This is a genomic window from Actinoplanes sp. NPDC000266, assembly GCF_042899005.1.
Lineage (GTDB): Bacteria > Actinomycetota > Actinomycetes > Mycobacteriales > Micromonosporaceae > Actinoplanes.
This window is the reverse complement of sequence record NZ_JBIAZI010000001.1, coordinates 770306-795005: the sequence shown is the minus strand read 5'-3', so window position 1 is coordinate 795005 and position 24700 is coordinate 770306. Positions and strand designations below refer to the sequence as shown.

Genomic DNA, 24700 nt, shown 5'->3' with positions numbered 1-24700 from the left:
CACCGAGGGCCGGTCAGCGGCGGGGCTCCCAGCGGAACATGCGGCGGGCGAACGAGACGGCGATGACGACCCAGGCAAAGGTGGGCGCCAGCAGGAGCAGGGAGTCGGACAGGGCGGCGCCGCCGTTCCACGCGTTGAGCATGAGCTCGGTGGCGGCGCCGCCGGGGAGCAGGCGCTTGACGAGCTCCTGGCTCTCGGTGCCGGTGATGCCGACCCAGCTCGCCACGGCGATCACGCCCAGGCTGACCGGCAGCGTGGTGACCTGGGCGTGTTCGGGTGAGTTGGTGACGCCGGCGGTGGCCAGGGCCAGGCCGATCATCATGGCGACCGTGGCCAGGACGGCCAGGACCAGCAGCGCGATGTTGTCGGGGCGGCCGGCCACCACGCCGAAGGCGATCAGGATGCCGGCCAGCTGGACCAGGGCGATGACCGTGGCCGGGGCGACCAGGCCGGCCAGGATGCCGGCGTCGCCGGCCGCGGTGGACCGCAGGCGCTTGAGGAACAGGTTCTGCCGGCGGGAGGCCAGCGTCGTCACGGTCGAGGTGTAGAGGCCGAAGGCGCCGACCGTGAACATGACGATCGCGGCGATGTAACCGAGGGTGGCGAGCTGCGCGAACTCCTCGTGCCGGTAGATGAAGAACACGCTGACCGCGACCGGGATGATGAAACTGGTGACCAGCACCAGGCGGTTGCGGAAGATCTGGATGAGTTCGGCGCGGGCGATGGCGTACACGGAAAGCTCCTTAAGCTTCGATGGCGCGGAAGACGTCGTCGAGCCGGGTCGGACCGGCCGACAGGTCGCGCAGCTCGACGGTGTGGTCCTGGGCCCAGGCCAGCAGCGTGTGCAGGTCCTTCTGCAGGTCGAACGTCTCGACGCGCACCGGCCCGGCGCCGGTGGTCGCGACCGGCAGCGGCAGCGCGGGCGCGGGGGCGCCCAGGGTGAAGCTGATGACGGCGGGCAACGTGCGGGTCAGCTCCGAGACCGTGCCCTCGCGGCGCAGGACGCCCTGGTGCATCAGCCCGATCCGGTCGGCGCGCTGCTGCGCCTCCTCCAGATAGTGCGTGGTCAGCACGACGGTCGAGCCGTTCTCGCGCAGCCGGTCGACCGCCTTCCACAGGTCGTCGCGGGACTGGATGTCCAGGCCGGTGGTCGGCTCGTCCAGGAAGATCAGCTCGGGGGTGCCCCAGACGGCCGTGGCGAAGTCGAGGCGGCGCTTCTCGCCACCGGAGAGCTGACCGACCAGCGTGCCGGCCTTGCCGGTCAGCTCGACGATGTCGACGACCCGGTCCACGTCGTCGGCGCGCCGGGTCAGCCGGCCGATCAGAGCGACCGACTCGCGGACGGTGAGGTCCGGGGAGAAGCCGCTCTCCTGCAGCATGACGCCCATCCGGGGCCGGACGGCGGCGCGGTCGCGGGGGCTGTGCCCGAACACCCGGACGGTGCCCGAGGTCGGCGCCCGGTGCCCCTCGACGATCTCCAGGGTCGAGGTCTTCCCGGCGCCGTTGGTGCCCAGCAGCGCGTACAGCTCACCCGGGCGGATCTCGAACGAGAGGTCGCGGACGGCGTGGAAGTCGCCGTACGTCAGGTTGAGATGGTCGACTTCGATGACTGGCGTTGTCGGCATGACTCGATGACACCAGCGACCCCACCCGCCCGGTCAGTGTCGCCGTGTCACGACCGGGACATGACGTGGTGTCACTACTGGCCGCCCCGATCGGCACGAATACTGGTGGGGTGAAGGCAAGATCACTGCGCATCACCGAGGCGACCCAGGGACGCCTGCGCCGCCTCAACCTCTACACCGCGATGCCGCCGATCGTGCTGGCCGCGGTGGTCGTGGTGGCGGTCGACATCCGCTCCTGGTGGCACGCGCTCGTGCTGGCGCCGGCGGTGATCGCGGCGCTGGTGGCCTTCGAACGGTGGACGGCCAACGACATCGGCCGGGTGGCCTGGCCGTGCCTGATCGTCGCGGCCGCCGGGTGGCCGGCCGGCGCGCTGCTGATAGGCAGTCCCAACGCCTACTGGGGTGTCATCAGCGTGGCCTCGCTGGCCCTTCCGCGCCTGCCGCGCCACAAGTACACGGCGGCGGCCGCCCTGCTGGCCTTCGTCGCCGCGGTCGGCGCGTCCCGCCTGCTGGTGGAGACCGGCGACGTGCTCGTCGACTACGTGCTCGTCCCGTCCGCCCTGACCGTGCTGGTCATGGTGCTCTCCTTCGTCGGCGAACGGTTCTACGACATCGTGCAGGAGCTGGAGGTGTCGCGGGAACGCGAGGCCGAGCTGGCCGTCATCCGTGAACGGGTGCGTTTCGCCGGCGACCTGCACGACATCCAGGGCCACACGCTGCACGTGGTGAAGCTCAAGGCCGCGCTCGCGGGCAAGCTCGTGCGGAACGACCCGGCCCGGGCCGAGGAGGAGCTGCGCGAGATCTACGGCCTGGTCAGCGACACCATTCAGCAGACCAAGGAGCTGGCGTACGCCCAGCGGCGGCTGAACCTGTCGGCCGAGCTCGAGAACGCGAAGAACCTGTTCGAGGCGGCCGGGATCCGGGTACGTGTCACGCGCGAGTCGGAGGCCGACGCGCGCGTCAGCGAGATGCTCGGCCAGGTGCTCCGGGAGACGACGACCAACATCCTGCGGCACGCGCAGGCCACACGGGTGCGGATCACGCTGGCGGCGTCGGGCATCACGATCGTCAACGACGGCGCCGGGAACGGGCCGCTCGAGCTGCGCGGGCTCTCGGCCCTGCGGCAACGGATAGCGAGCGACGGAGGAGAGCTGACCGTGGCGGTCGACGCCGGCGAGTTCAGAACGTCCGCGGACTTCCCGGCGACGGCGGGTGGTGTCCGATGACTTCAGTGGTGCTGGCCGACGACGAGGCCCTGCTGCGCAAGGCGCTGGCCGCCCTGCTGCCGCTCGAAGGGGACATCACGGTGCTGGCCGAGGCCGCGGACGGGCAGGAGGCCGTCGCGGCCACGGGCCGCCACGAGCCGGACGTGCTGGTGATCGACCTGGAGATGCCGAACGTGGACGGGCTCGGCGCGGTGGCCGAGATCCGCCGGGCCCGCCCCGGCCAGGTGATCCTCATGCTGACCAGGCACGCCCGTCCGGGCGTACTGCGGAAGGCTCTGAAATTGGGTGTGCAGGGCTTCGTGAGCAAGTCGGCCGAGCCGGCCCACATCGCGTCGGTCATCGCCACCCTGCACTCGGGCAAACGCTGGATCGACCCGGACGTGTCGGCCCTGGCCGTCATCGACGACTGCCCGCTCACCGAACGCGAGCTGGACGTGCTGCGGGTGACCGGCGAGGGCTACTCGGTGGCCGACATCGCCGCCCGGCTCCACCTGGCGTCCGGAACGGTCCGCAACTACCTGTCCAGCGCCATGCAGAAGACCCAGACACAGACCCGCCACGAGGCGGCCCGCTACGCCCGCGAACACGATTGGCTGTGAGAGATGCTTCTGGTCGAGGATCTGATGCTGCTGTTGCTCGACGACGAGACCGGGACGCCGGCCGCGGCCGGCACCCTGCCGTACGCGCTGGGCGGGGCCGTGCTGGTCGAGCTGGCCCTGCTGGGCCGGGTCGGTACCGACGGGCGGAAGGTGTACGCCACCGGCGAGGGCCCGCTCGGCGATCCGCTGCTGCAGGAGGCGTACGACAAGGTGGCCGAGAAGCCACGCGGCGCGCAGACGCTACTGCTCTCGATCGGCGGGAAACTCTGGGACCCGGTCGTCGATCGCCTGATCGGGCACGGCCTGATCCGCCGGGAGAAGAAGCGCGTGCTGGGCCTGTTCAAGATGACGATGCTGCCGGCCACGGAGTCCGGCCACGAGCCTGCCGTGCGCGACCGGATCCGCGGCGTCCTGGTCGACGGCGCGCAGCCCGACGCCCGGACGGCGGCGCTGATCGCCCTCCTGTCGTCGAGCGGCGCGTTGCCCATGCTGCGCCCTCAGCTGGCCTGGTCGTCCCCGGTCATCAAGCGGGCCAAGGAACTGGAGCAGGGCCACTGGGGCGCCGAGGCGGTGAACACCGCCGTGACCCGGACGGCGGCCGCGATCGCCGCGTCGACCGCCGCGGCCGCCGTCACGGTCGTCACGACGAACAATTAGCCGTGGCCACGATGGTGGCCCGGCCGAGGATGTGGCCGGTCATGGTGAAGCCGAGCAGGGCCGGGGTGGCCCCGGCGGGCACGCCGATGTCCTCGACGTCGAGCGCGTGCACGGTGATGAAGTAGCGGTGCTCACCGTGCCCGGCGGGCGGGGCCGCGCCGATGTACTGCGGCAGCCCGGCGTCGTTGGCCAGCTGGAAGGCCCCCGCCGGCAGTCCCGGGCCCGTGCTGTCGCCGGCCCCCGCGGGCAGCGAGGTCACCGTGGCCGGGATGTTGGCCACGGCCCAGTGCCAGAAGCCCGACATGGTCGGCGCGTCCGGGTCGAAGACGGTCACCGCGAAGCTCCGGGTGCCCTCGGGGGCGCCGCTCCAGGTGAGGTCGGGCGAGACGTCCTGGCCGCCGATCGCGGCGGAGGTCTGGGCCGGCGGAAGGGCCTGGCCGTCGACGGCGGCGGCGCTCTTGACATCGAAGCTCGGCACCTGCGGGAGACGGTTGAACGGGTTGTTGATGGCAGTCATGTGGCCAAGCCTGCGGCCGACGGTCACAACCAGGAAGATCGTCCCCATGCTGGTGTCCGGAGTGCCACCTTCAACAGATGACGCACGGCCGGAGCGCGGAGCAGACTGGAACGATGCCGCCCGCCCGACCCGAACTGTCCGCCTTCCTGCGAGCGATGCGATCGCGCGTACGACCGGCCGACGTGGGCCTGCCGGACACGAGCCGCCGCCGGACGCCGGGCCTGAGGCGCCAGGAGGTCGCCCAGCTGGCCGCGGTCAGCATCGACTGGTACATCCGCCTGGAGCAGGGCCGGGTCGGCGTTCCCGGCGCCGCCGTCCTGGACGCGGTGGCCCAGGCCCTGCAGCTGACGGAGGCGGAACGTCACCACCTGCACCTGATCGCCCGGGGCGAGGCCCCACCGTCGCGCCACGTGCCGGCCCCGGCCAGTGAGTCACTGCGAGCGTTGCTGCACAGCATGCCGACGACCCCGGCCTGGATCCTGGACTTCAGATTCGACGTGCTGGCCCACAACGCGGCCGCGGTGACCCTGTTCGGCCCGGGTTTCGCGGTCGGCACGAACACGGCGGAGCCGCTCTTCCTGGACCAAGGAGCCCGCGACTTCCAGCTCGACTGGACCCGGATAGCCCGCGAACACGTGGGAAACCTGCGAGCAAACTTGGCGAGGCACCCGGACGATCCGAGGCTCAGGGCCCTGATCGACGGCCTGCGCAGGCACAGCACCGACTTCGCCACGTGGTGGGACGACCAGACGGTGCAGGAGAGAACAAACGGCACCAAGAGAGTCCTGCACCCCACCGGCGGCGTCATGACATTGCGCTACGACGTGCTGGCCGTCCAGGACGGCTCCGACCAGCGCCTGTCGGTCATCACCCCGGCCGACGCCCATGCCGAGAACACGTTGCGCTCACTCATCTACCCCCAGAACGGCCTGCGCGCGGTGAATTGAGAGTTCGATGGTGGTGGCGAGGACGTGGGCGCTGGTGGCTTCATGGAGCCGGCCGAGGATTTCCAGTGAGCGGGCATAGTCGCGCAGGTCGGTAACGACGTCGGGTTGTTCGCTGCCGTACTGGTCGTGCAGGTGGACAAGCCGCTCGCGGGTGGTCAGGGCGGCAGCGTGATCACCTAGGAGAGCTTGGGCGTCAGCCAGCTCTCGCAAGGCGCCGGTGAGGGCGTACGCATCGGCGCCGTGAATACGTTCGTGGCTGTCGAGGATGCGCTGTCGATGACGAACAGCGGCCTGGTGATCCCCGGCATCCCGGCACAGGCCGGCCAAAGCGGAGAGGTCGGTCAGCACTTCGGAGTGGTGGGGGCCGTAGGCGGCTTCGTCAATGGCGACGGCGCGTTCGAGTGCGGCGATCGCGGCAGTCGTGTCGACGTCGCGGATTGCCTGGGCGAGCCGGTACATGCGCACAGCAACACGCGCGTGGTCGGGACCATCGGTGGCCTCGACGATGGCCACAGCGCGTTCAAACAGCGGGCGAGCGGCGGCCGGGTCACCCAACTGGTGCAAGGCGTTGGCAAGGTTGTTGATCGGATGGAGGAGCTGGGGGTGATCGGGGCCGTATGCGGCCTCTCCGATGGCCACAGCGCGTTCGAACAGCGGGCGGGCAGCGGCCGGGTCGCCTAACTGGCGGAGGTTTTCGCCAAGGTTATTGATCGGGAGTAGCAGTTGGGGATGGTCAGGACCGTAGGCCACCTCACCGATAGCCACAGCACGCTCAAACAACGGGCGCGCAGCGGCCGGATCACCCAACTGGTGCAAGGCGTTGGCGAGGTTGGTGATCGGATGGAGGAGCTGGGGATGGTCAGGACCGTAGGCCACCTCACCGATAGCCACAGCACGCTCAAACAACGGGCGCGCAGCGGCCGGATCACCCAACTCGTGCAAGGCGTTGGCGAGATTGTTGATCGGAGGGAGGAGTTGGGGATGGTCAGGACCGTAGGCGGCCTCTCCGATGGCCACGGCACGTTCAAGCAACGGGCGGGCAGCGGCCGGGTCACCCAACTGGCGGACGTTTTCACCGAGGTTGTTGATCGGGAGTAGGAGGTGGGGATGGTCAGGACCGTAGGCCACCTCACCGATAGCCACAGCGCGTTCGAACAGCGGGCGGGCAGCCGCCGGGTCACCCAACTGGCGGAGGTTTTCGCCAAGGTTATTGATCGGGAGTAGGAGGTGGGGATGGTCAGGACCGTAGGCCACCTCACCGATAGCCACAGCACGCTCAAGCAACGGGCGCGCAGCAGCCGGATCACCCAACTGGTGCAAGGCGCTGGCGAGGTTATTGATCGGGTGGAGGAGTTGGGGGTAGTCAGGACCGTAAGCGGCCTCACCGATAGCCACAGCGCGTTCAAATAGCGGACGGGCGGCGCCTGGGTCGCCCAACTCGTGCAAAGCGTTGGCGAGATTGTTGATCGAGACGAAGAGTTGGGGGTGGTCAGGACCGTATGCGGCCTCACCGATGGCCAGAGCGCGTTCAAGCAGCGGAAGGGCAGCGGCCGGATCACCCAACTGGTGCAAGGCGTTGGCGAGATTGTTGATCGGGCCGAGAAGCTGGGGGTGGCCAGGACCGTATGCGGCCTCACCGATGGCCAGAGCGCGTTCAAGCAGCGGAAGGGCAGCGGCCGGATCACCCAACTGACGGAGGCTTTCGCCGAGGTTGTTGATCGGGCCGAGAAGCTGGGGATGGTCAGGACCGTAGGCCGCCTCACCGATAGCCACGGCACGTTCGAACAGCGGAAGGGCAGCGGCCGGATCACCCAACTGACGGAGGCTTTCGCCGAGGTTGTTGATCGGGCCGAGAAGCTGGTGGCGGTCGGGACCGTTGGCGGCACCGGTTATGGCGACGTCGCGTCGATACATGGCGACGGCATCGGCGTAACGGCCCTGTTCATGAAGGTAGGACGCCGTACGGCTCAGCAGGGCATCGACGCCGTAGTCCGCCATCTCGGCGGTGTCGGGTAGGTAGGAAAGCAGTTGTTCGATATGCGGTAGCAAGGCCCGCCAGGCAGCCCAGCTTTCGACATCTTCATCCGGATCGGTCCGCGGAGCGGCCTCCAGGAGCCACCACAACGCGACGTCCTGACCCGCCAAGAACGGTGTCGTCAGAGCCTTGGAGGCATCCTCGTCGCCATGACCGGCGCCGGGCGAGGTCGGGGTTGCACCCGCGCGCAAGGTGACTTGCAGGAGCCGGTGAACGCTGACATGCGTTGAGGTGAGGGTGACAAGGCTGTAAGACGCCAGCACGGCAACGGCGTCGTCGATCTCATCGTCCTCGTCCGACAGCGGGGTGAGGACGTGCCGAGGCAGATTGTCGGGGGCGAGCCACGCGAGAGCATGGAGGATGTCGAGAGCGGTGGGAGCTTCCCGGATGAGGGCGGCGAGAGTGAGGTCCCACGTGCGGGCGACCGCGCGATCAGCAGCGTGGCCGGGCGCGACCTTGCTGAGCAGCTTGGGCATGTTGGCCCGCAGCCGGGTCAGGTACTTGCCGATCGGAACGTGCTGCTGGGCGATGTAAGCGCCGGCCTGCTGGAGGGCGAGCGGAAGATCCCCCAGCTCAGCGGCCAGCTGGTCAGCGCGGTCAAGGTCGAACAGGTCGTCCATGACGATGGTTCGCAGGAGCGTGATCGAGGCGTCGCGTTCCAGCAGGCCCAGGTGCAACGGGGTCAAGCCCAGGCGGTGCCAGCCGACGTTGCAGCGGGTGGTGATGAGGACGTCGCCGGTGTCGACCTGCCCGAGCAGTTGTTCGATGTCGGCGGGGTCGTCGGCGTTGTCCAGAACCAGGAGCCACCCCGAGTGCGCCTGCAACCACGCGGTCGCCCATTCGGCCGCCTCGTCGGTGCTCCAGCCCGCGGTGGTGGCGGCGGGCTGCAGCCGATAGGCCAGGGCGGCCAGGCCGGCGCTGAGGTGGTCGTATGTATCGGCGGTGACCCACCAGACCAGCAGACCGGGGCCGCGGCGGGTGGCGGCGTATTGCAACGCGAGTTCGCTCTTGCCGATGCCGCCCATGCCCTGCACCGCTTGACCGACCACGCTCCGCCCCGGTCGAGTGGACGCGGACAAGAGCTCGGTCAGCCGCCGCAGGTGGTCGTCACGCCCGACGAACGCGCGCGTGGGCGGCCGCGGCAGATTGGACATCCCGCCGGCCGGCACATCGACCTCGCCGGGGGCCTGAAGTACTCCGGGCGCGAGGGTGACAGCCCGGGCGTAGTCACCCGTCAGCACCGGCCCGGCGATCAGGTCAGCCGCAACCGCACCCGGCCCGGACGCCTCGATACGGACGCGGGCGGGCTCTCGCTCACCGTCAACCACCGTCTCGGGCTCGCCGCGTCACTTGTCGCCGGTCGACGCGCCGCCGTAGATCGTGTGGGCGGCGATGGACCGCTCTCCGGACGCGGTGATGTTGAGGGTGTACTTCCCCTCCCGGGCGCCGCCCGGATCAACCTGCTCCAGAAGCTTGCGCGCGGCGGCGAGCACCTCCTCGTCGTGGTCGGCGCCGGAGGTCGCGATCGCGTCCTTGACCGGGCCGTCCCAGACCTGCGGATTCTTGGCGTGCTGCTCGACCGCCGTGGTGCCGGCCTCCACAGTCGCGACCTTACGCAGCACGAGCGTCTTCAGCCCGCCGTAAGCATCCTTGACCAGCGAACTGATCGCATCCTGACCACCTGCCGCGGCACCGGCCACCAGCGCCGTCACGATCAACGTCAGCGGGTCCATGTCGACACCATCCTGGATAGACACAGCGAATATTCAGAGACAGGGTGGCACACGAACACCACAGCGTGACCAAACTGTCGCCGATTGGTGGGACGGACCGTTGACAACAACGGCTCTGGACGCTGTGTGCTTTGATCGGTTGCTCATCCGGGGCGATTCAGGGAGTACACGATCTTCTTCTTCGAAGGTGAGCGTGCCGGCCTGTCGGAGCCCCGGTCGCCGCTGGCCGGTTTCTGGGCGTTGCTGGTCGGCGGTATGCTGCTCGTGGTGCTGACGGTGGTGCTGCAGCCGATCACCGATGTGCGTGACTGCCGGAACTATCGTGCGTCCGGCAACGCCAGCGCTTTCCCGAACGAGATCTGGGATCTCTACTACCCGGTGTTGCTGCTTTTCTGGCTGTGGGTGGTCATTGTGGAACAGTTGCTCCCGGTCACCTGGAACGGCCGTAGAACCATTCTGGTCGTCGCTCGTGCCTTCCTCGCCGTCCTGGCGTGCCTGGCCGCTTCGTGCGGTGTGGGAATCAAGATCCTTGGGCTCTGCCATTAGCCGGGCCTTGGCGACGCTGTGATGCCCAGCCGTCGCGGCTATGCCAATCTGTTGACCTTTGCTCTGCGGCGGCCGCCGCGCGCCACGCCGGAGGAGAGTAGGGAACTGCTCATGGCCGACGGGATGTGTCGTACCGCAAGGGGGATCTTCGCGTGTCTACGCTCTTTACGCAGATCATCAACCGGGAGCTTCCTGGGCGGATCGTTTGGGAAGGGGAGCGGGTGGTGGCGTTTCTGACCATTGCTCCGCTCGGGCCCGGGCACACGCTCGTGGTTCCGCGGGAAGAAGTTGATGACTGGACCGAACTGGCGCCTGAACTGCTGGGTGAGGTCATGAGCGTGGCCCGGACGGTCGGGGCGGCGATCAAACGGGCCTTCGGCGCGCCCCGGGTGGGGCTTGTCGTGGCCGGGTTCGAAGTGCCGCACGCTCATGTGCATGTCTTTCCGGCCTGGGCCATGGCTGATTTCGACTTCGCGCGGGTCGATTCGGGGATCGGCGCTGACGAGCTGGACGACAACCACCGGCGGCTTCTCGCCGAACTGTGACTCGCGTCACTGTATTCGTCTGGATGGATGGTCACCCCCGAACGAGGTCTGATGTCGGCGATTCAAGGGGGAGTCGTTCATGCTCAGGCCGTATCTTGCTCTGGTCGCGCTCGTCGGCGGGCTGCTCAGTGGAGTTCCGCCGGCAGGCAAGGGAACTGTGGAGAAGGACGCCTACGGGGTGTCCCATGTGCGGGCCGGTAGTCAGCGGGAACTGTTCTATCTGCAAGGCATGGTGCACGCCGAGGACCGGATGTTCCAGATGGACGTCTCGCGGCGGCGGGCGTCGGGGACCCTCGCCGAACTGATCGGCAGTGGTGCTCTGGCCAGTGATGTTCAGATGCGGACTCTCGGGCTGCGCCGGTCCGCCGAGGGCGGGCTCGGACTGCTGTCCAAGGAGACCCGGGCCGCGCTCAAAGCGTACGCGGATGGGGTCAACCATTGGCTCGCCCGCGGGAAGCTGCCCGGTCAATACGGGGCCGTGAAGGTCACCAAAGTGGCGCCCTGGACCGAGGTGGACAGTCTCGTCGTCATCAAGGCGCTGGCTTTCAGCCTGTCGTTCGATCTGGACATCGATCGGACCACCGCCGTACGGGCTTTCGACGCCGCCGGCAAGGATGGCCAGAAGGCTGTCTTCGGGGATCTGATGCCGTTCGCGCCTTTCTCGACCGCCTCGCCCGTCGTCGATTCCACTACGCGGCCCGGTAAGTCGCCGCAGGTCGGTGGCGCGGACGTTTCCGCGGCCGTGGCGACGATGGCGGCCGGCTATCTGGAGAAGGCCGAGCAGGCCCCGCTGATCGCGGCGGCGCTCAACCGGTCCGGGGATCGCGGCTCCAACTCGTGGGTCATCGGCGGGAAGCACACCGCCAACGGGCGGCCCATTCTGGCCAGCGATCCGCATCTGAGCATCGACGCGCCGTCCGTCTTCCATCCGATCGATCTGCGTGGTGGTGGCTTCGACGTGCAGGGCGACAGCCTGCCGGGGACGCCGTTCGTCATTCTGGGGCAGAACCGGGACATCGCCTACGGTGCGACCCAGCATTTCATGGACGTCACCGACACGTACATCGAGAAGGTCGAAGCCGACGCCTCCTCGCCCAGCGGGCTTTCCACGGTTCACCAAGGGCGGCGGGAAGCCGTCACGGCCATTCCGGAGACGTTCCGGGTCAATCCGCGAACCGCCCTGAATACGCTCGAGGTCGTTCCTCCGGGCGGATCCGTCCCGGCTCGGACGCTCATCGTGCCGCGGCGCAACAACGGGCCTCTTCTGACGTACGACCGGACGGCCGGCACGGGGATCTCGGTTCAGTACACCGGGTTCGCGCCGACCGCCGAACTGGAGACGTTCCGGCTGTTCAACCTGGCGCGTGACGTCGGTGACTTCCGTGAGGCGATCCAGTATTTCGATGTCGGCGGGCAGCATTTCGTCTACGCCGACCGCAAGGGCACGATCGCCTACTTCACCAACGCCGAGGTGCCCATCCGTGAGGATCTGCAGGCCGGGAAGGTTCAGGGCAACCCGCCCTATCTGCTGCGGGACGGCACGGGCGGCAACGAATGGCTGCCGGTCCGTCATCGGCAACCGCATCAGGCCCTGCCGTACGAGATCGTGCCGTTCGCGGAAATGCCCAAGGTGGTCGATCCGCCGGCCGGGTTCATCGTGTCGGCCAACAACGATCCGACGACCAACACGTTCGACAACGACATGTTCAACCAGTTGCGGCCGGGCGGTGGCATCTCGTATCTCAGCTTCTTCCACAACGGTTTCCGCGGCGGCCGCATCACCGACATGGTGCGGGCGGCGGTTCGCAAGGGCGGCATCACCGCCGGAGACGTCGTCGCCATGCAGGCCGACACGACCGCGCTGGACGCGCAGTATTTCGTGCCGTTGGTGAAGGCCGCGTTCGGCCGCTCGAAGAGCAAGGACGCACGGCTCGCCGAGGCCGTGGGCCGGCTGGGCCGGTGGAACCACACCTTCCCGACCGGTGTTCCCACGGATTACGACGGGGCACCCACCGCGCGCGAGATCGAGGACAGCGTGGCCGCCACGATCTACATCCTGTGGCGGGGCCGGTTCATCACCGAGGTCTTCGACCGGCACCTCGAAGGGCTGCCGACGACCAGCGACTTCCACGCCGTGCAGGCGCTGAAGCGGCTGGTGGAGCGGGGCGGGGTGGGTGAGTCGGGTATCGACTTCTTCGCCGTGCCCGGCATCACCGATCCCACCGCGCGGCTCGACCACCTGATGCTGAAGAGCCTCGGCGACGCGCTGACGCTGGCCGCGAGCGACAACTTCAAGGGCGCCTTCGGCAACTCGGCCGACCAGCGCGACTACCGGTGGGGCAAGCTGCACCGGATCACGCTGGCGTCGCCGCTCGGCGCGCCGTACTCGGTTCCGTCGTCCGGTCCGGGCATTCCGATCGACGGCGCCGGCAACGTGCCGGACGTGGCGGGTCATCCGCTGCGCGCCGACACGCCGGAGAAGTTCGTTCTCAGCCTGGTGCCGGCCCGCCGGTTCGTGGCCCAGGCCGAGGCGCCGGGCTGGCGGTCGGTGAGCTCCCTGCCCGGCGGGACCAGCGAGGATCTGGGCGACCGGTTCGCGCTGAACCTGTTGCCGGGCTGGCTGGCCAATGAGACGTACCCGGTCGGAACCTGGACCGGATAGGCGATAATTGCGGCCATGTTCGCGAAGCGGATCGTCACCGTCCTGGCCACGCTGCTGGCCATCCCCGGTCTGGGCGCCTGCGGCAGCGTCACCGCGGCCGAGGCGCGCCGCAACGAGCCGGCCGCGATCGCCCCGATTCCCGCTTCCCCCGGCGTCCGCACGGTCGCCCACGAGGTCAAGGCGGCCGCGCCGCGCAACGTGCCGGCCGCCTTCCCGCTGCCGCCCGGCAGCCGGGTGACCAGCCTGTCCGACCCCGAGTCCGGCGCCTCGTTCGTGCTGAGCGCGCCGGACCCGGAGGCGGTGCTGTCGTTCTACCGCCGTGAGCTCGCCCGCGGCGCCTTCACCCTGGTCGCCGACCGCGCCGCCGCCGAGACGACAAGCCTGGCCTTCAATGAGGCACAGGGCTGGGCCGGTACGGTCTTCGCCACCACCCACCGCGTGACGGTCGCCGTCAAGCGGGCGTGACGGTGACCGTGATGGTGTGCCATCCGGTGGCTCCGCTGGGGAACGGCGTGGCCCGGTCCCGGGTCTGGACGGCGCCGTCGCCGTCGACGGCGCGGACCGCCAGCGAGTGCGGCCCGCTCGGGGCACGCCAGCGGTAACGCCACTGCACCCACGTGTCGACGGAGGGCGCCGGGAGCAGTTCCGCCTCCTGCCACGGGCCGCCGTCGACGCTGACCTCGACCTTCGTGATGCCCCGGCGCTGGGCCCAGGCCACACCGGCCACGGTGACCGTTCCCGCGGCCAGGCGGGCGAACGGGCGCGGCTTGTCGATGCGGGAGGCCGTGCGGACCGTCCCGGCCCGGGCCCAGCCGCGCTCGACCCAGTAGGCGTCGAACGCGGCGAACGTGGTCAGCTCCAGCTCGCTCACCCACTTGCAGGCGCCGGCGTAGCCGTACAGCCCGGGGGTCAGCATGCGCACCGGGAAGCCGTGCTCGGGCAGCAGCGGCGCGCCGTTCATGGCGACCGCCAGCATCGTGTCGCGGCCGTCCAGCGCCGTGGCGACCGGTGTGCCGATGGTCATCCCCTCGGCCGAGCGGGCCACGATCTGGTCGGCGCCGGCGAGCAGGCCCACCTCCCGCAGCAGCGGGCCCAAGGGAACGCCGAGCCAGCGCGCGGTGCCGATGTACGGACCGCCGACTTCGTTCGAGACGCAGTTGAGGGTGATGTCCCGCTCGATCAGCGGGCGGCGCAGCAGATCGTCGAGGGTGAGCCGCAGCTCGCGGCCGACCATGCCGTGCACCCGCAGCGACCAGCCGCCCGGGTCGATCCGGGGCACGGTGAGGGCCGTGTCGACGCGATAGAACTCTCGGGCCGGGGTGGTCAGGCCGGGGTCCGACGGCTTGGCCGCCGACGCCGGCGCCGGGAGCCGGAGGTCCGTGCGGACCCGGCCGACGGTACGCCGGACGAGTTGGGCGCCGCCCTCGGCGAGCACCGCCGCGCCGGCCACCAGCACCGCACCCCGCAGAAAGGCCCGGCGGCCGCTGCTGGGTCCAGCGGCCGCGGCCGCCCGGCCCAGCAGCCACCACAGGGTGACGCCGGCGATCGTGGCCGCCAGCAGCGACGGCCCCGCGTCGAGGAGCGTGCCGGCGGGCCGCGACAGGGCCGCGGCCGCGCCGGCCACCCCGAGCACCGCCGCGCCGGCCGCCACCAGGACGCGGCGGCGCTGCCCGAGGACGCCGATCAGAGCGGCGAGAAGAGCCAGGACCAGCCCGACCGAGGCGAGCAGGACCGGCTTGTCGTGGGTGCCGAGCTGCCGTACGGCGAATTCCTTGACCGCCGTGGGAGTCGCGTCGATGACCGCGCCGCCGACCGCCACGAGCGGCCCCGCCCCGGGCCGGGCCGCGGCCGCGAAGAACTCCGCGACCGCGACGCCGAGACCCGCCGACAGCACCCCGGCGGCGGCGCCGCGCAGGAGTCCGCGCATCAGCTCTGCGGCATCAGGACGGAGTCGACGATGTAGACGTTGGCGTTGGCGGTCTGTACGTTGCCGCAGATCACCGAGGCCGCGCCGTTCACCTTGAAGTCGGTGCCGGAACCGGCCACCATCAGGTCCTTGCCCTCCAGGGTCTTGTGGTCGCCGGACAGGTCGGCCGGGGTGAGCTTTCCGGGCACCACGTGATAGGTGAGGATGTCGGTCAGGGTCTTCTTGTCGGCCAGCACCTTCTTCAGATCGGCCGGCGGAATCTTGCCGAAGGCGTCGTTCGTGGGCGCGAAGACGGTGATGCCGTCGGCCGAGTTGAGCGAGTCGACCAGCCCGGCCTGCTTGACCGCCGAGACCAGCGTGGACAGCAGCGGGTTGCCGGACGCCGCGGTCGCGACCGGCACCTGCGCCATCGCCTGGAAGCTGCCCTTGTTCGAGGGGTCGGCCGGCACCGCGGAGCAGCCCGCCCCGAAGTTGAGGCCGGCGGACATGCTCGGCGCGGCGGCCGGTGCGCCGTCGGTGGAGTCGTCGGTCGAGTCGTTGCCGCAGGCCGCGAGCGAGATGGTGAACAGGGTCGCCGCGGTGAGGGCTACGAGCTTCGGTGCACGCATGAGTTTTACTCCTCCGAATCGGGTTCGTACACCTTTGATTCGGAACGAGTCATGCGTCGGCTTGGTCAGATCTCAGGTTATTTTCACGAGTGCCTCCGTCGGCGTCGTCGGAGTCCGCGAACCCGGCGCGGGCTCGACCGTCACGCCCACGGCGGACGAGCCGGACAGGCCTTCGACGATGCGCACCGTGGCCGACTGGCCCACACCGAGCGCGCCGGCCGACGCCGCCCCGCCCGAGCGGATCGTCCAGAGCTGAAAGACCCTCTCGCCGGAGGGCGCCGACGCCGCTGCCAGCATGATCACGCCCGCGTCGTTCAGCTTCGAGGTGGCCACGGTGACCCGGCCGCCACTGCTCAGCGACTCCTCGCGGACCACCAGGTCGGGAGAGGTGAGGATCGCCCGTACCCGCTCCTCGCCGGCCCGGGCCGCCACGGCGGCCGCGCGCTCCTCGCCGACCCGATGCTCCTGCACCTGAAAGACGGCGCCTCCCGCCACGAGCACCGCGGCCGCCGCCGCGACCACCGGCCACAGGCGGCGTGTGGTCCGCATTTTCGCGGGCGGCCCGAGCTGGCGGGTCCGCCGGATCTCGGCCCGCACCGAGTCCCGCAGGCGGGGCGGCGGGACCGACCAGGCGCCGTCGGCCAGCCGCGCCCCGGCCTCGCGCAGCTCGCCGGCCTCGGCCCGGCAGGCCTCGCATTCGCGCAGGTGCCGCTCGAAGGTGGCCCGCTCGATGTCGTCGAGCGCGTCCAGGACGTAGGGCCCGATCAGGGTGTGCGTGTCCGTGCTCACGCCGCCGCCCCCGCCGAGAGGCAGTCCCGCAGGCGGATCAGCCCGTCCCGCATCCGGGTCTTCACGGTCGCCAGCGGCGCCCCGACCAGCTCCGCCACCTGCGGATAGCTGTGCCCGTGGTAGTAGGCCAGGGTGACCACCTGCCGTTGCAGCTCGGTGAGGCCGTCCAGGCAGTGGCGCACCTGGCGGCGTTCCAGCCGCACGGCCACCTCGTCCACCACCTCGTCGAAGGGCGTGTCGATCGAAGCGGCGCCGACCTTGAGCGTGCGGTCGGCCGACGCCTGCTCCGACCGGATCCGGTCCACGGCGCGCCGGTGGGCGATGGTGAAGATCCAGGCGGTCGCCGATCCCTGCCCGGGGTCGTAGCGGGCCGCCGATCGCCACACCTCGACCAGCACCTCCTGCGCGACCTCCTCGGCCTGTGCCGGATCGCGCAGCACCCGGCGGATCAGCCCGTAGACGCGGGCCGCCACCAGCTCGTAGAGCCGGTCGAACGCCTTCTCGTCGCCGCGGGCCACCGCCCGGAGCAGGGTGCCCGCGTCCGGCTGCGGTTCCGGCCCGGGCACCGTTGTCAGGTGCTCCAGGCGGCGGGTGATGCCGCGCTCTGCCATGGTGTCGCCTCTCCGCGGATCGAATCCTCCGGAAGGCGATTCGGAGCCGTGTGCTCCGCGGATTGGTCGCTCAGACCGGGACCATCAGGCCGTACGTCTCCCGAAGCTCCTCCGGGGTGACCGCGCGGCCGAAGTGCCAGCCCTGCCCCAGGCTCACGCCGATGCCGGCCAGCGTGGTGGCGTCCTCGGCGGTCTCCACGCCCTCGGCCACCACGACGGCGCCGACCGCGGCGGCCAGGTCGGCCAGCGACCGGACCACCACCGGCAGCACGGTGTCGGCGTGCAGGCCGGTGACGATGCTCCGGTCGAGTTTGATGACGTCGGGGCGGGTCGCCACGATGTGGCGCAGCGAGGAGTAGCCGGAGCCGACGTCGTCGATGGCCAGGCGCATGCCCTGGGCCCGCAGCGGCGCCAGCACGACGTGCAGCGCGTCGTAGTCCTCGACCGGGTCGTGCTCGGAGAGCTCCAGCACCACACGGCTCAGCGGCATCGCGCCCAGCGCCTCCCGGCACTCGCGGGTCATCAGCGTGGCCGGTGAGACGTTCATCGCGACGTATCCGGAGACCCCGTCCAGGTGGGCCGCGGCCGAGCGCAGGGCCTGGATCTCGAGCCGGTCCCGTTCGCCGATCAGCCCGGCGTCGGCGAAGCACTCGTCCGGCGGCTGGTTCCACTGCCGCGGGAAGCGGCTCAGCGCCTCGGCGCCCACCCGGTGGCCCGTGGCCAGGTCGACGATGGGCTGGAGCAGGACGGCCGGGCCGCCGGCCTCGATCAGCGGGAGGTAGCGCTCCTCGAGCTCGGCCTTGCGGCGGCGCCGGTGCACGTCCGGCTCGATGATGACCGCGGCCGCCTGGGCGAGGACCGCCATCAGCGCCTCGTCGCGGCCGGAGAGCTCGGCGTCGGCGGTGAACCCGCCCGCGCAGAACGTGCCGTAGACGGTGCCGTCGCTGAGCACCACCGGCACCGAGATGAAGCTGCGGATGCGGGGCATCCGCGCGGCGGGCAGCCTCATCGCCTCGGGGAAGTCCTTGACGTTCGGCATGACCGACGGGAGCCGCCCGTCCCTGATCGCCTGGCAGAACGACGTGTCCTGGGGCCGCTCGGCGCCGTCCCGGAACAGGAAGGGCAGCGGCGACTCCACCACTTCGAGGTGCTGGGTGGTGCCGTCCATGCGGCTCAGGAACGCGAAGCCGAGGCCCAGCGACCGCCGCGCGGTCCGCAGGAGGCCGGCCAACTGCTGCGCCGTCACGTCACGCTGTCTCATCACGCTGCCCATCGGTCGCCGGCCCGGCCACCTGAGGACAAGTCGTTGGGCGCGACAAATCGATCGTCTTCATGTTGTCGGGTGGGCCAAAGACAAGCGGGGCGGGTGATCGGCAGTCTTTCGGCACACGCAGCACGTGGAGGCACTATGAAGGCTTTGCGATGCGCGGCCGCGGCGGGAGCTGTGGTGCTCCTGGCCGCCTGCGGTGATGACGGCGGCGGCGGGGCGAGCGGGGGCCGCCCGGTCGACGGCAAGACGTTCACGATGGCGGTGGCCGGCGACCCCGGCAACCTTGATCCGCATTTCACCTCCCTGTCGGTCACCGGGCAGGTCGACCGGTTCCTCTACGACTCGCTGCTCGGCTTCGAGCCGGACGGCAAGACCCGGCCGGGGCTGGCCGAGAAGTGGGAATCGACCAGCACGACCGCCACGTTCACCCTGCGCAAGGGCGTCACCTGTGCCGACGGGACGCCGCTGACGGCGGCCACGGTCGCCGCGAACATCGCTTTCGTGGGCGACCCCAAGAACTCTTCGACCCGGATCGGCCTGTACGTCCCGGCGGGAGCCAAGGCCACCGCCGACGACGCGGCGGGCACGGTCAGCGTCACCTCGCCCACCCCGGACGCCTTCCTGGAGCGCAACCTCGGGGCTCTGCCGATCGTCTGCGCCAAGGGCATGGCCGACCGCACCAAGCTCAAGCAGTCGGCCGACGGCACGGGCCTCTACACGGTCACCGAGGCCGTTCCCGACGACCACTACACCTTCACCCGGCGCAAGGACGTGACCGGCCCGGTCGGCCTGCCCGAGAAGGTGGTCGTCCGGGTCATCACCAACGAGACCACCACGGCCAACCTGGTGCTGTCGGGCGAGGTGACCGCGGCCCGCTTCACCGGGCCGGACGTTCAGCGGTTGCAGGGCGACGGCTTCCTCAAGCGCGACGTGCTCGCCCCGACCGGTGAGATCTGGTTCAACCAGAAGGACGGGCTGCCCACCGCCGACCCGGCCGTGCGCACGGCGCTGATGCAGTCGCTCGACCTGAAGCAGATGCAGCAGGTCTTCACCAGCGGCCGCGGGACCGTGCCGACCGGTCTGGTCGCGCCGGCCAACACCCCGTGCAAGGGCGACAACGTGACCGGCAACCTGCCGGCCCTCGACGCCGCCGCGGGCAAGGCGGCCCTGACCGGCAAGGGCGTCAAGCTCACCGTGGTCTGGGGCAACACCGGGGCGGCGGGCGCGCAGGCCGCCGCCGAGTTGCTGCAACAGCAATGGCAGGCCGCCGGCGTGCGGATCGAGCTCAAGTCGGTCACCACCACCCAGGTCGGGCAGGTCGCGGCCGGGCAGCTCGCCTGGGACGTGGCGATGTTCCCGATCGGCGTGACGCTGCCGAGCCAGCTGGTGCCGTTCCTGTCCGGGCCGACCCCGCCGGGCGGCGCCAACTTCGCGGCGTTCGACAACAAGGCGTACGCCGAAGCGGTCTCCGCCGCCCAGAAACTCACCGGCGACAGCGGCTGTCCACAGTGGGACGCGGCCGAGAAGGCCGTCATCAAGAACCTCGATCTGGTGCCGTTCGCCAACTCCAACCTGCCGGTCGTGGCCCGCGGAGCCGAGCTCGAGCTGACCGAGGGCGACATCGATCCGGCCTCGATCCGCATGCTGGGCTGAGACGGTGAACGCCACCTGGGTGCGATTCGGCGCCCGCCGGGCCGGGCGGCTGATGCTGTCGGTCTGGGTGCTGGTGACCGCGGCCTTCCTGATGATCCACGTGCTGCCGGGCGATCCGGTCCGCACGTCGCTCGGCCCCACCGCCCCGCTCTCGCTGATCGAGCAGCGGCGCGAGGCGATGGGGCTGAACGACCCGCTGTGGCTTCAGTACGCGCACTATCTGGGCCACCTGGTGACCGGCGACCTCGGCGTGTCGATGACCTCGGGTCTGCCGGTGGACGAGGTGATCTCGTCGCGGCTCGGCTCCACGGTCGAGATGGCGCTGCTGGCGTTCGCGGTGGCGGTGCTGATCTCGGTGCCGCTCGGTCTGCTCATGGCCGTGCTGGCCCGCGGCCACAGCAACCGCGACTGGTTCCTCACCTCGGCCGGCGTGGTCGTCGCGACCATCCCCGAGTTCCTGATGGCGGTCGGGCTGGTCTTCGTCTTCAGCGTCCAGCTCGGATGGACACCGGTCGCCGGGCGGTCGGGCCCGTCCTCGTACATCCTGCCGGTCCTGGCCCTGGCCATCGGCCCGGCCTTCATGCTGGCCCGGATCATCCGGGTGGAACTGCTTTCGGTGCTGCAGGCCGATTACATCCGTACGGCCCGGGCCAAGCGCCTGCGGCCGGCGGCGATCTACCTGCGGCACGCGCTGCCGAACGCCCTCACGGCCACCCTGACCGTCGGCGGGCTGCTGCTCGGGGCGCTGGTGGCCGGCACCGTGCTGATCGAGAACATCTTCGCCTGGCCCGGCCTGGGCGGCACGATCGTCCAGTCGATCCTGGCCAAGGACTATCCGACCGTGCAGGGCGTGGTGCTGGTGTACGGGATCGGCGTGCTCCTGATCAACCTGGTGGTGGACGTGGCCCTGGCCGTGCTCGACCCGCGCTCGGCGATCCGGGAGAGCTGATGGCGATGCTGAGGAAGCCGCTCGGCGTGAGCGCGGCGGTCCTGGTGGTCCTGGTACTGGGGCTGGCCGTGGTGGCGCCTCTGCTGTGGCAGGAGCGGGCTGACGCCGTACACCCGAATGAGATCCTGCAAGGTCCCTCGGCGGCGCACTGGGTGGGAACCGACCTGCTGGGGCGCGACATCATGGCCCGCGTGCTGGTGGCGACGCGGCTGTCGGTGGGGCTGGCGCTGCTGGCGACCGGGATCGGGGTAGGCACGGGCCTGCTGCTCGGCACGGCGCCGGCGCTGCTCGGGCGGCGGGCCGGTCGGTGGATCGGCGCGCTCATCAACATCGCGGTGGCCTTTCCGACGCTGCTGCTGGCGCTCTTCTTCGCGGTGATCTTCGGAGTCGGCGCGAGGGGTGCGGTGCTGGCGATCGGCTTCGCGACCGCGCCCGCCTTCGCCCGGCTCACGCAGACGCTGGCCGCGACCATCTCGGGGCGTGACTTCATCGCGGCGGCCCGGGTGGCCGGGGTGGGCCGCGTCCACATCCTGCTGCGGCACGTGCTGCCGAACATCGCCGAGCCGCTCGTCGTGTCGGCGACGACGGCGGCCGGGAGCGCGCTGCTGGCCTTCGCGAGCCTGTCGTTCCTCGGGCTGGGGGTGCAGGCGCCCAGCTACGACTGGGGGCGGTTGCTCGGTGAAGGGCTGGCGCAGATCTACATTCATCCGGCGGGGGCGCTGGCCGCCGGAGTCGCCGTCGTCATCGCCGCCATGGCGTTCAGCCTGACCGGCGAGGCGGTGGCCCGGTCGATTGTCTCGATAAATATGGACAAATCGCGCACGCCGATAGTGGCGGCGCCCGATCTGCCGGCCGAGGAGGCATTGCTTCGCGTGGCCAACCTCCGGGTGAGCTACGGCGACGTGACCCCGGTCCGGGGTGTGAGCCTCACCGTGGGCGCCGGCGAAGCGGTCGGCATCGTGGGCGAGTCCGGCTCGGGCAAGAGCCTGACCGCCCTCGCCATCGCCCAGCTGATCGAGTCGCCGGGTCGGGTCCAGGCCGACCGGCTCGACTTCCTCGGCGAGGACCTGCGCCACGGCGACCACCGGAAACTGCTCGGCACCGCGCTGGCCATGGTCTTCCAGGACCCGATGACCTCACTCAACCCCACCCACAAGGTGGGCCGGCAACTGGCCGAGGTCGTCCGCGAACACCAGGGCGCGACCCGGGCGGCGGCCTGGCGCCGGGCCGTCGACCGGCTTGCGGCCGTACGGATCCCGGACGCGGCCCGCCGCGCCCGTCAGCTCCCGCACGAGTTCTCCGGTGGCATGCGGCAACGGGCGATGATCGGCATGGGCGTGATGGCGAGCCCGCGGCTGATCATCGCCGACGAGCCGACCACCGCCCTCGACGTCACCGTGCAGCGCCAGGTGCTGCAGCTGCTGGCCGATGTCCGCGCCGCCGAGGGGGCCGCGCTGCTGTTCATCAGCCACGACGTCACCGTGGTGGGCCAGGTCTGCGACCGGGTGCTCGTCATGTACGCCGGCCGGGTGGTCGAGGACCTGCCCACCTCCTCGCTCGCCGGGGGCGCGCTCCATCCGTACACCCAAGCTCTGGTCTCCGCCGTTCCTGACATGACCACCGACCGGGACCGTCCGCTCGCGGTGATCCCCGGGCGCCCGCCGGATCCCCACGCGCTGCCGCCCGGATGTGCCTACGCCCCGCGCTGCCCCCTCGCGACCGACCGCTGTCGCGCCGAGGACCCGACATTGACCGCTTACGAGGACGGGCGCCGCGTCGCCTGCTGGCACGCCGAAGCCCATCTGGAAGGAGCAGCATCGTGACACAGTGGACCGACCGTCTGGCCGAGCTCGCCGAGCGCCACAAGGTGCCGGGCGCGACCCTCGGCATCGTTTCCCCCGAGGAGCAGGTCGAGGCCGCGTACGGGGTTCTCAGCCTCCGCACCGGCGTGGAGGTGACCACCGACTCGCTGTTCCAGATCGGCTCGATCACCAAGGTCTGGACGGCCACCCTGGTCATGCAGCTCGTCCAGGAGGGCAAACTTCAGCTCGACGCCCCGCTCGTCGAGGTCATGCCCGAGCTGCGCCTGAGCGACCCCGGCGTCACCGCCAAGGTGACCATGCGGCACCTGCTCACCCACACCAGCGGCATCGACGGCGACGTCTTCACCGACACCGGCCGCGGCGACGACTGCCTGGAGAAGTACGCGGCCGAGCTGGCCGGCGCGGCCCAGAACCATCCGCTCGAGGCCACCTGGTCGTACTGCAACTCGGGTTTCTCCCTGGCCGGCCGCGTGATCGAGAAGCTCACCGGCGGCACCTGGGACGCCGCCCTGCGCGAGCGCATCATCGGCCCGCTCGGGCTCGAGCACACCGTGACCCTGCCCGAGGAGGCGCTCATGCACCGCGCCGCCGTCGGCCACGTCACCAATGACGGCGAGCAGGCCGTGGCCCCGGTCTGGGGCATCCCGCGCTCGGCCGGCCCGGCCGGCGCCATCGTGTCCACAGTGGGCGACGTGCTGCGGTTCGCGCTCTCGGACAAGCATCCCGAGATGGCCGAGCATCAGGTCGACCTGCCGGACACGCACCTGCTGGGCGACTCGTGGGGCCTCGGCTGGGAGCGCCTCAACTGGGGTGGGCACCGCCTGATCGGGCACGACGGCAACACCATCGGCCAGGCCGCCTATCTGCGCGTCCTGCCCTCGCACGGCCTGGCGGTCACGCTGCTGACCAACGGCGGCAACGGGGCCAAGCTGTACGAGGAGCTGTTCCGGGAGATCTTCGACTCGTTGGCCGGAGTTCCGGTGCCGCATCCGCTCGGGCCGCCGGCCACACCGGCCGAGGTCGACATCACCCCGTACGTGGGCGTCTACGAGCGGGCCAGCATCCGCCAGGAGGTGCTGCCCTCGCGGGTGCTGCGGGTGAGCGTGACCGGGCCGATGGCCGAAGTCCTGCAGGAGAAGCCGGTCGACTACCAGATGGTCTCCGTCGAACCGGACCTGTTCGTCTGCCGTGACCCGGAGACCGGCAACTGGATCCCGGCCACCTTCTACCGGCTGCCCACCGGCGAGCCGTACCTGCACTTCGGCGCCCGGGCCACCCCGCGATGCGCGAGCTGACCTTCGAGAACGTGACCGTGCGTTTCGGCTCCCGCCGGCACGGCACGGTCGCGGTCGACGGCGTCGACCTGGTGGTGCCGGCCGGCCAGGTCGTCGGCCTGGTCGGCGAGTCCGGCTCGGGCAAGTCGACGCTGGCCCGGGCCGCCGTCGGCCTCGTCCCGCTGACCAGCGGCCGGATCCATCCCCTCCCGCGCGGGGGCGGCCCGGTGCAGATGGTCTTCCAGGACCCGTACTCGGCCCTCGACCCCCGCATGACCATCGGGGCCTCGATCGCCGAGGTCGCCCGCGGCCGTACGGACGTGGCCCACTACCTCGACCTGGTCGGCCTCCCGCCGGAACGGGCCGGGGTCCGGCCGGGCGCGCTCTCCGGCGGCCAGCGGCAGCGGGTGGCGCTGGCCCGCGCCCTGGCCGGCCGCCCCGAGGTGATCGTGGCCGACGAGATCACCTCGGCCCTGGACGTCTCCATCCAGGGCGCGGTCCTCAACATGGTCCGCGACCTGCAACGCCGGATGGGCCTCACGATGCTGTTCATCTCGCACAACCTGGCCGTGGTCCGCTACGTCAGCGACATCGTCGCCGTCATGCGCCAGGGCCGGATCGTCGAGTACGGCCCGGTCGCCCTCCTGGACGAGCCGAAGCACGAGTACACGCGAGAGCTGCTGGATGCGGTCCCGCGCCCCTAG

At 70.5% G+C, this 24700-nt stretch carries 23 protein-coding genes; 13 read left to right on the top strand and 10 right to left on the bottom strand.

Going from position 1 to position 24700, the window contains the following annotated elements; translation table 11 throughout:
• Positions 1–13: 13 nt before the first annotated feature.
• Together ACFY36_RS03195 and ACFY36_RS03190 are read right to left on the bottom strand one after the other, a co-directional pair.
• Positions 14–733, bottom strand: a complete 720-nt coding sequence (locus ACFY36_RS03195) for a hypothetical protein (RefSeq protein WP_499744233.1) — start codon at positions 731–733, stop codon at positions 14–16.
• A gap of 10 nt (positions 734–743) precedes the next feature.
• Complete coding sequence (locus tag ACFY36_RS03190; RefSeq protein WP_499744232.1) at positions 744–1625, bottom strand: ABC transporter ATP-binding protein; 882 nt, start codon at positions 1623–1625, stop codon at positions 744–746.
• Between the two features lie 110 nt (positions 1626–1735).
• Here ACFY36_RS03190 and ACFY36_RS03185 point away from each other — a divergent pair, with 110 nt between their 5' ends.
• The 3 genes from ACFY36_RS03185 to ACFY36_RS03175 are packed head-to-tail and all read left to right on the top strand — an operon-like array spanning position 1736 to position 4107.
• On the top strand, positions 1736–2851 hold the full coding sequence (locus ACFY36_RS03185; RefSeq protein ID WP_499744231.1) for a sensor histidine kinase: 1116 nt from the start codon (positions 1736–1738) through the stop codon (positions 2849–2851).
• On the top strand, positions 2848–3450 hold the full coding sequence (locus tag ACFY36_RS03180; protein ID WP_499744230.1) for a response regulator: 603 nt from the start codon (positions 2848–2850) through the stop codon (positions 3448–3450). The genes ACFY36_RS03185 and ACFY36_RS03180 overlap by 4 nt, the downstream gene beginning before the upstream one ends.
• 3 nt (positions 3451–3453) lie before the next feature.
• Positions 3454–4107, top strand: coding sequence for a GOLPH3/VPS74 family protein (locus tag ACFY36_RS03175; protein ID WP_499744229.1), 654 nt, complete (start codon positions 3454–3456; stop codon positions 4105–4107).
• Here the strand turns inward: ACFY36_RS03175 and ACFY36_RS03170 are convergent.
• Positions 4091–4624, bottom strand: a complete 534-nt coding sequence (locus ACFY36_RS03170) for a YbhB/YbcL family Raf kinase inhibitor-like protein (RefSeq protein ID WP_499744228.1) — start codon at positions 4622–4624, stop codon at positions 4091–4093. The two genes, ACFY36_RS03175 and ACFY36_RS03170, sit on opposite strands and share 17 nt — an antisense overlap.
• 113 nt (positions 4625–4737) lie before the next feature.
• Here ACFY36_RS03170 and ACFY36_RS03165 point away from each other — a divergent pair, with 113 nt between their 5' ends.
• Positions 4738–5571, top strand: a complete 834-nt coding sequence (locus ACFY36_RS03165) for a helix-turn-helix transcriptional regulator (RefSeq protein ID WP_499744227.1) — start codon at positions 4738–4740, stop codon at positions 5569–5571.
• Here the strand turns inward: ACFY36_RS03165 and ACFY36_RS03160 are convergent.
• Positions 5530–8934, bottom strand: a complete 3405-nt coding sequence (locus tag ACFY36_RS03160) for a tetratricopeptide repeat protein (RefSeq protein ID WP_499744226.1) — start codon at positions 8932–8934, stop codon at positions 5530–5532. The two genes, ACFY36_RS03165 and ACFY36_RS03160, sit on opposite strands and share 42 nt — an antisense overlap.
• An 18-nt stretch (positions 8935–8952) precedes the next feature.
• Complete coding sequence (locus tag ACFY36_RS03155) at positions 8953–9339, bottom strand: Het-E N-terminal domain-containing protein (RefSeq protein ID WP_499744225.1); 387 nt, start codon at positions 9337–9339, stop codon at positions 8953–8955.
• A 255-nt stretch (positions 9340–9594) separates the two neighbouring features.
• Here ACFY36_RS03155 and ACFY36_RS03150 point away from each other — a divergent pair, with 255 nt between their 5' ends.
• The 4 genes from ACFY36_RS03150 to ACFY36_RS03135 all read left to right on the top strand — a co-directional run bounded on the left by ACFY36_RS03150 (position 9595) and on the right by ACFY36_RS03135 (position 13557).
• The gene (locus tag ACFY36_RS03150; RefSeq protein ID WP_499744224.1) at positions 9595–9885 is read left to right on the top strand and encodes a hypothetical protein; all 291 of its coding nucleotides are present in this window, start codon (positions 9595–9597) and stop codon (positions 9883–9885) included.
• 152 nt (positions 9886–10037) lie between these two features.
• Positions 10038–10430, top strand: a complete 393-nt coding sequence (locus ACFY36_RS03145; protein ID WP_499744223.1) for an HIT family protein — start codon at positions 10038–10040, stop codon at positions 10428–10430.
• Between the two features lie 79 nt (positions 10431–10509).
• A complete protein-coding gene (locus ACFY36_RS03140) occupies positions 10510–13092 on the top strand; it encodes a penicillin acylase family protein (protein WP_499744222.1) in 2583 nt (860 codons plus the stop codon).
• Between the two features lie 15 nt (positions 13093–13107).
• Entirely contained in the window at positions 13108–13557 is a 450-nt protein-coding gene (locus ACFY36_RS03135; RefSeq protein WP_499744221.1) for a hypothetical protein, read from the top strand.
• On the opposite strand, the gene ACFY36_RS03130 is transcribed toward ACFY36_RS03135, so the two are convergent.
• The 5 genes from ACFY36_RS03130 to ACFY36_RS03110 all read right to left on the bottom strand — a co-directional run bounded on the left by ACFY36_RS03130 (position 13544) and on the right by ACFY36_RS03110 (position 18288).
• The gene (locus ACFY36_RS03130; protein WP_499744220.1) at positions 13544–15019 is read right to left on the bottom strand and encodes a molybdopterin-dependent oxidoreductase; all 1476 of its coding nucleotides are present in this window, start codon (positions 15017–15019) and stop codon (positions 13544–13546) included. The two genes, ACFY36_RS03135 and ACFY36_RS03130, sit on opposite strands and share 14 nt — an antisense overlap.
• A complete protein-coding gene (locus tag ACFY36_RS03125; RefSeq protein WP_499744219.1) occupies positions 15019–15627 on the bottom strand; it encodes a fasciclin domain-containing protein in 609 nt (202 codons plus the stop codon). Before ACFY36_RS03125 ends, ACFY36_RS03130 begins: the two co-directional genes overlap by 1 nt.
• 72 nt (positions 15628–15699) lie before the next feature.
• Positions 15700–16416, bottom strand: coding sequence for an anti-sigma factor (locus ACFY36_RS03120; RefSeq protein WP_499744218.1), 717 nt, complete (start codon positions 16414–16416; stop codon positions 15700–15702).
• The gene (gene sigK, locus ACFY36_RS03115; protein ID WP_499744217.1) at positions 16413–17027 is read right to left on the bottom strand and encodes an ECF RNA polymerase sigma factor SigK; all 615 of its coding nucleotides are present in this window, start codon (positions 17025–17027) and stop codon (positions 16413–16415) included. The genes ACFY36_RS03120 and sigK overlap by 4 nt, the downstream gene beginning before the upstream one ends.
• Positions 17028–17097: 70 nt before the next feature.
• On the bottom strand, positions 17098–18288 hold the full coding sequence (locus tag ACFY36_RS03110; protein ID WP_499744216.1) for an EAL domain-containing protein: 1191 nt from the start codon (positions 18286–18288) through the stop codon (positions 17098–17100).
• A gap of 147 nt (positions 18289–18435) precedes the next feature.
• Here ACFY36_RS03110 and ACFY36_RS03105 point away from each other — a divergent pair, with 147 nt between their 5' ends.
• From ACFY36_RS03105 to ACFY36_RS03085, 5 genes are read left to right on the top strand one after another with little or no spacing between them, the layout of a single operon-like run.
• Positions 18436–19950: an ABC transporter substrate-binding protein gene (locus ACFY36_RS03105; protein ID WP_499744215.1), complete on the top strand. Its 1515-nt coding sequence runs from the start codon at positions 18436–18438 to the stop codon at positions 19948–19950.
• A 4-nt stretch (positions 19951–19954) separates the two neighbouring features.
• Entirely contained in the window at positions 19955–20899 is a 945-nt protein-coding gene (locus ACFY36_RS03100) for an ABC transporter permease (RefSeq protein WP_499744214.1), read from the top strand.
• Entirely contained in the window at positions 20899–22722 is a 1824-nt protein-coding gene (locus ACFY36_RS03095) for a dipeptide/oligopeptide/nickel ABC transporter permease/ATP-binding protein (protein WP_499744213.1), read from the top strand. The genes ACFY36_RS03100 and ACFY36_RS03095 overlap by 1 nt, the downstream gene beginning before the upstream one ends.
• A complete protein-coding gene (locus ACFY36_RS03090) occupies positions 22719–24017 on the top strand; it encodes a serine hydrolase domain-containing protein (RefSeq protein WP_499744212.1) in 1299 nt (432 codons plus the stop codon). The genes ACFY36_RS03095 and ACFY36_RS03090 overlap by 4 nt, the downstream gene beginning before the upstream one ends.
• A complete protein-coding gene (locus ACFY36_RS03085) occupies positions 24005–24700 on the top strand; it encodes an ABC transporter ATP-binding protein (RefSeq protein WP_499744211.1) in 696 nt (231 codons plus the stop codon). The genes ACFY36_RS03090 and ACFY36_RS03085 overlap by 13 nt, the downstream gene beginning before the upstream one ends.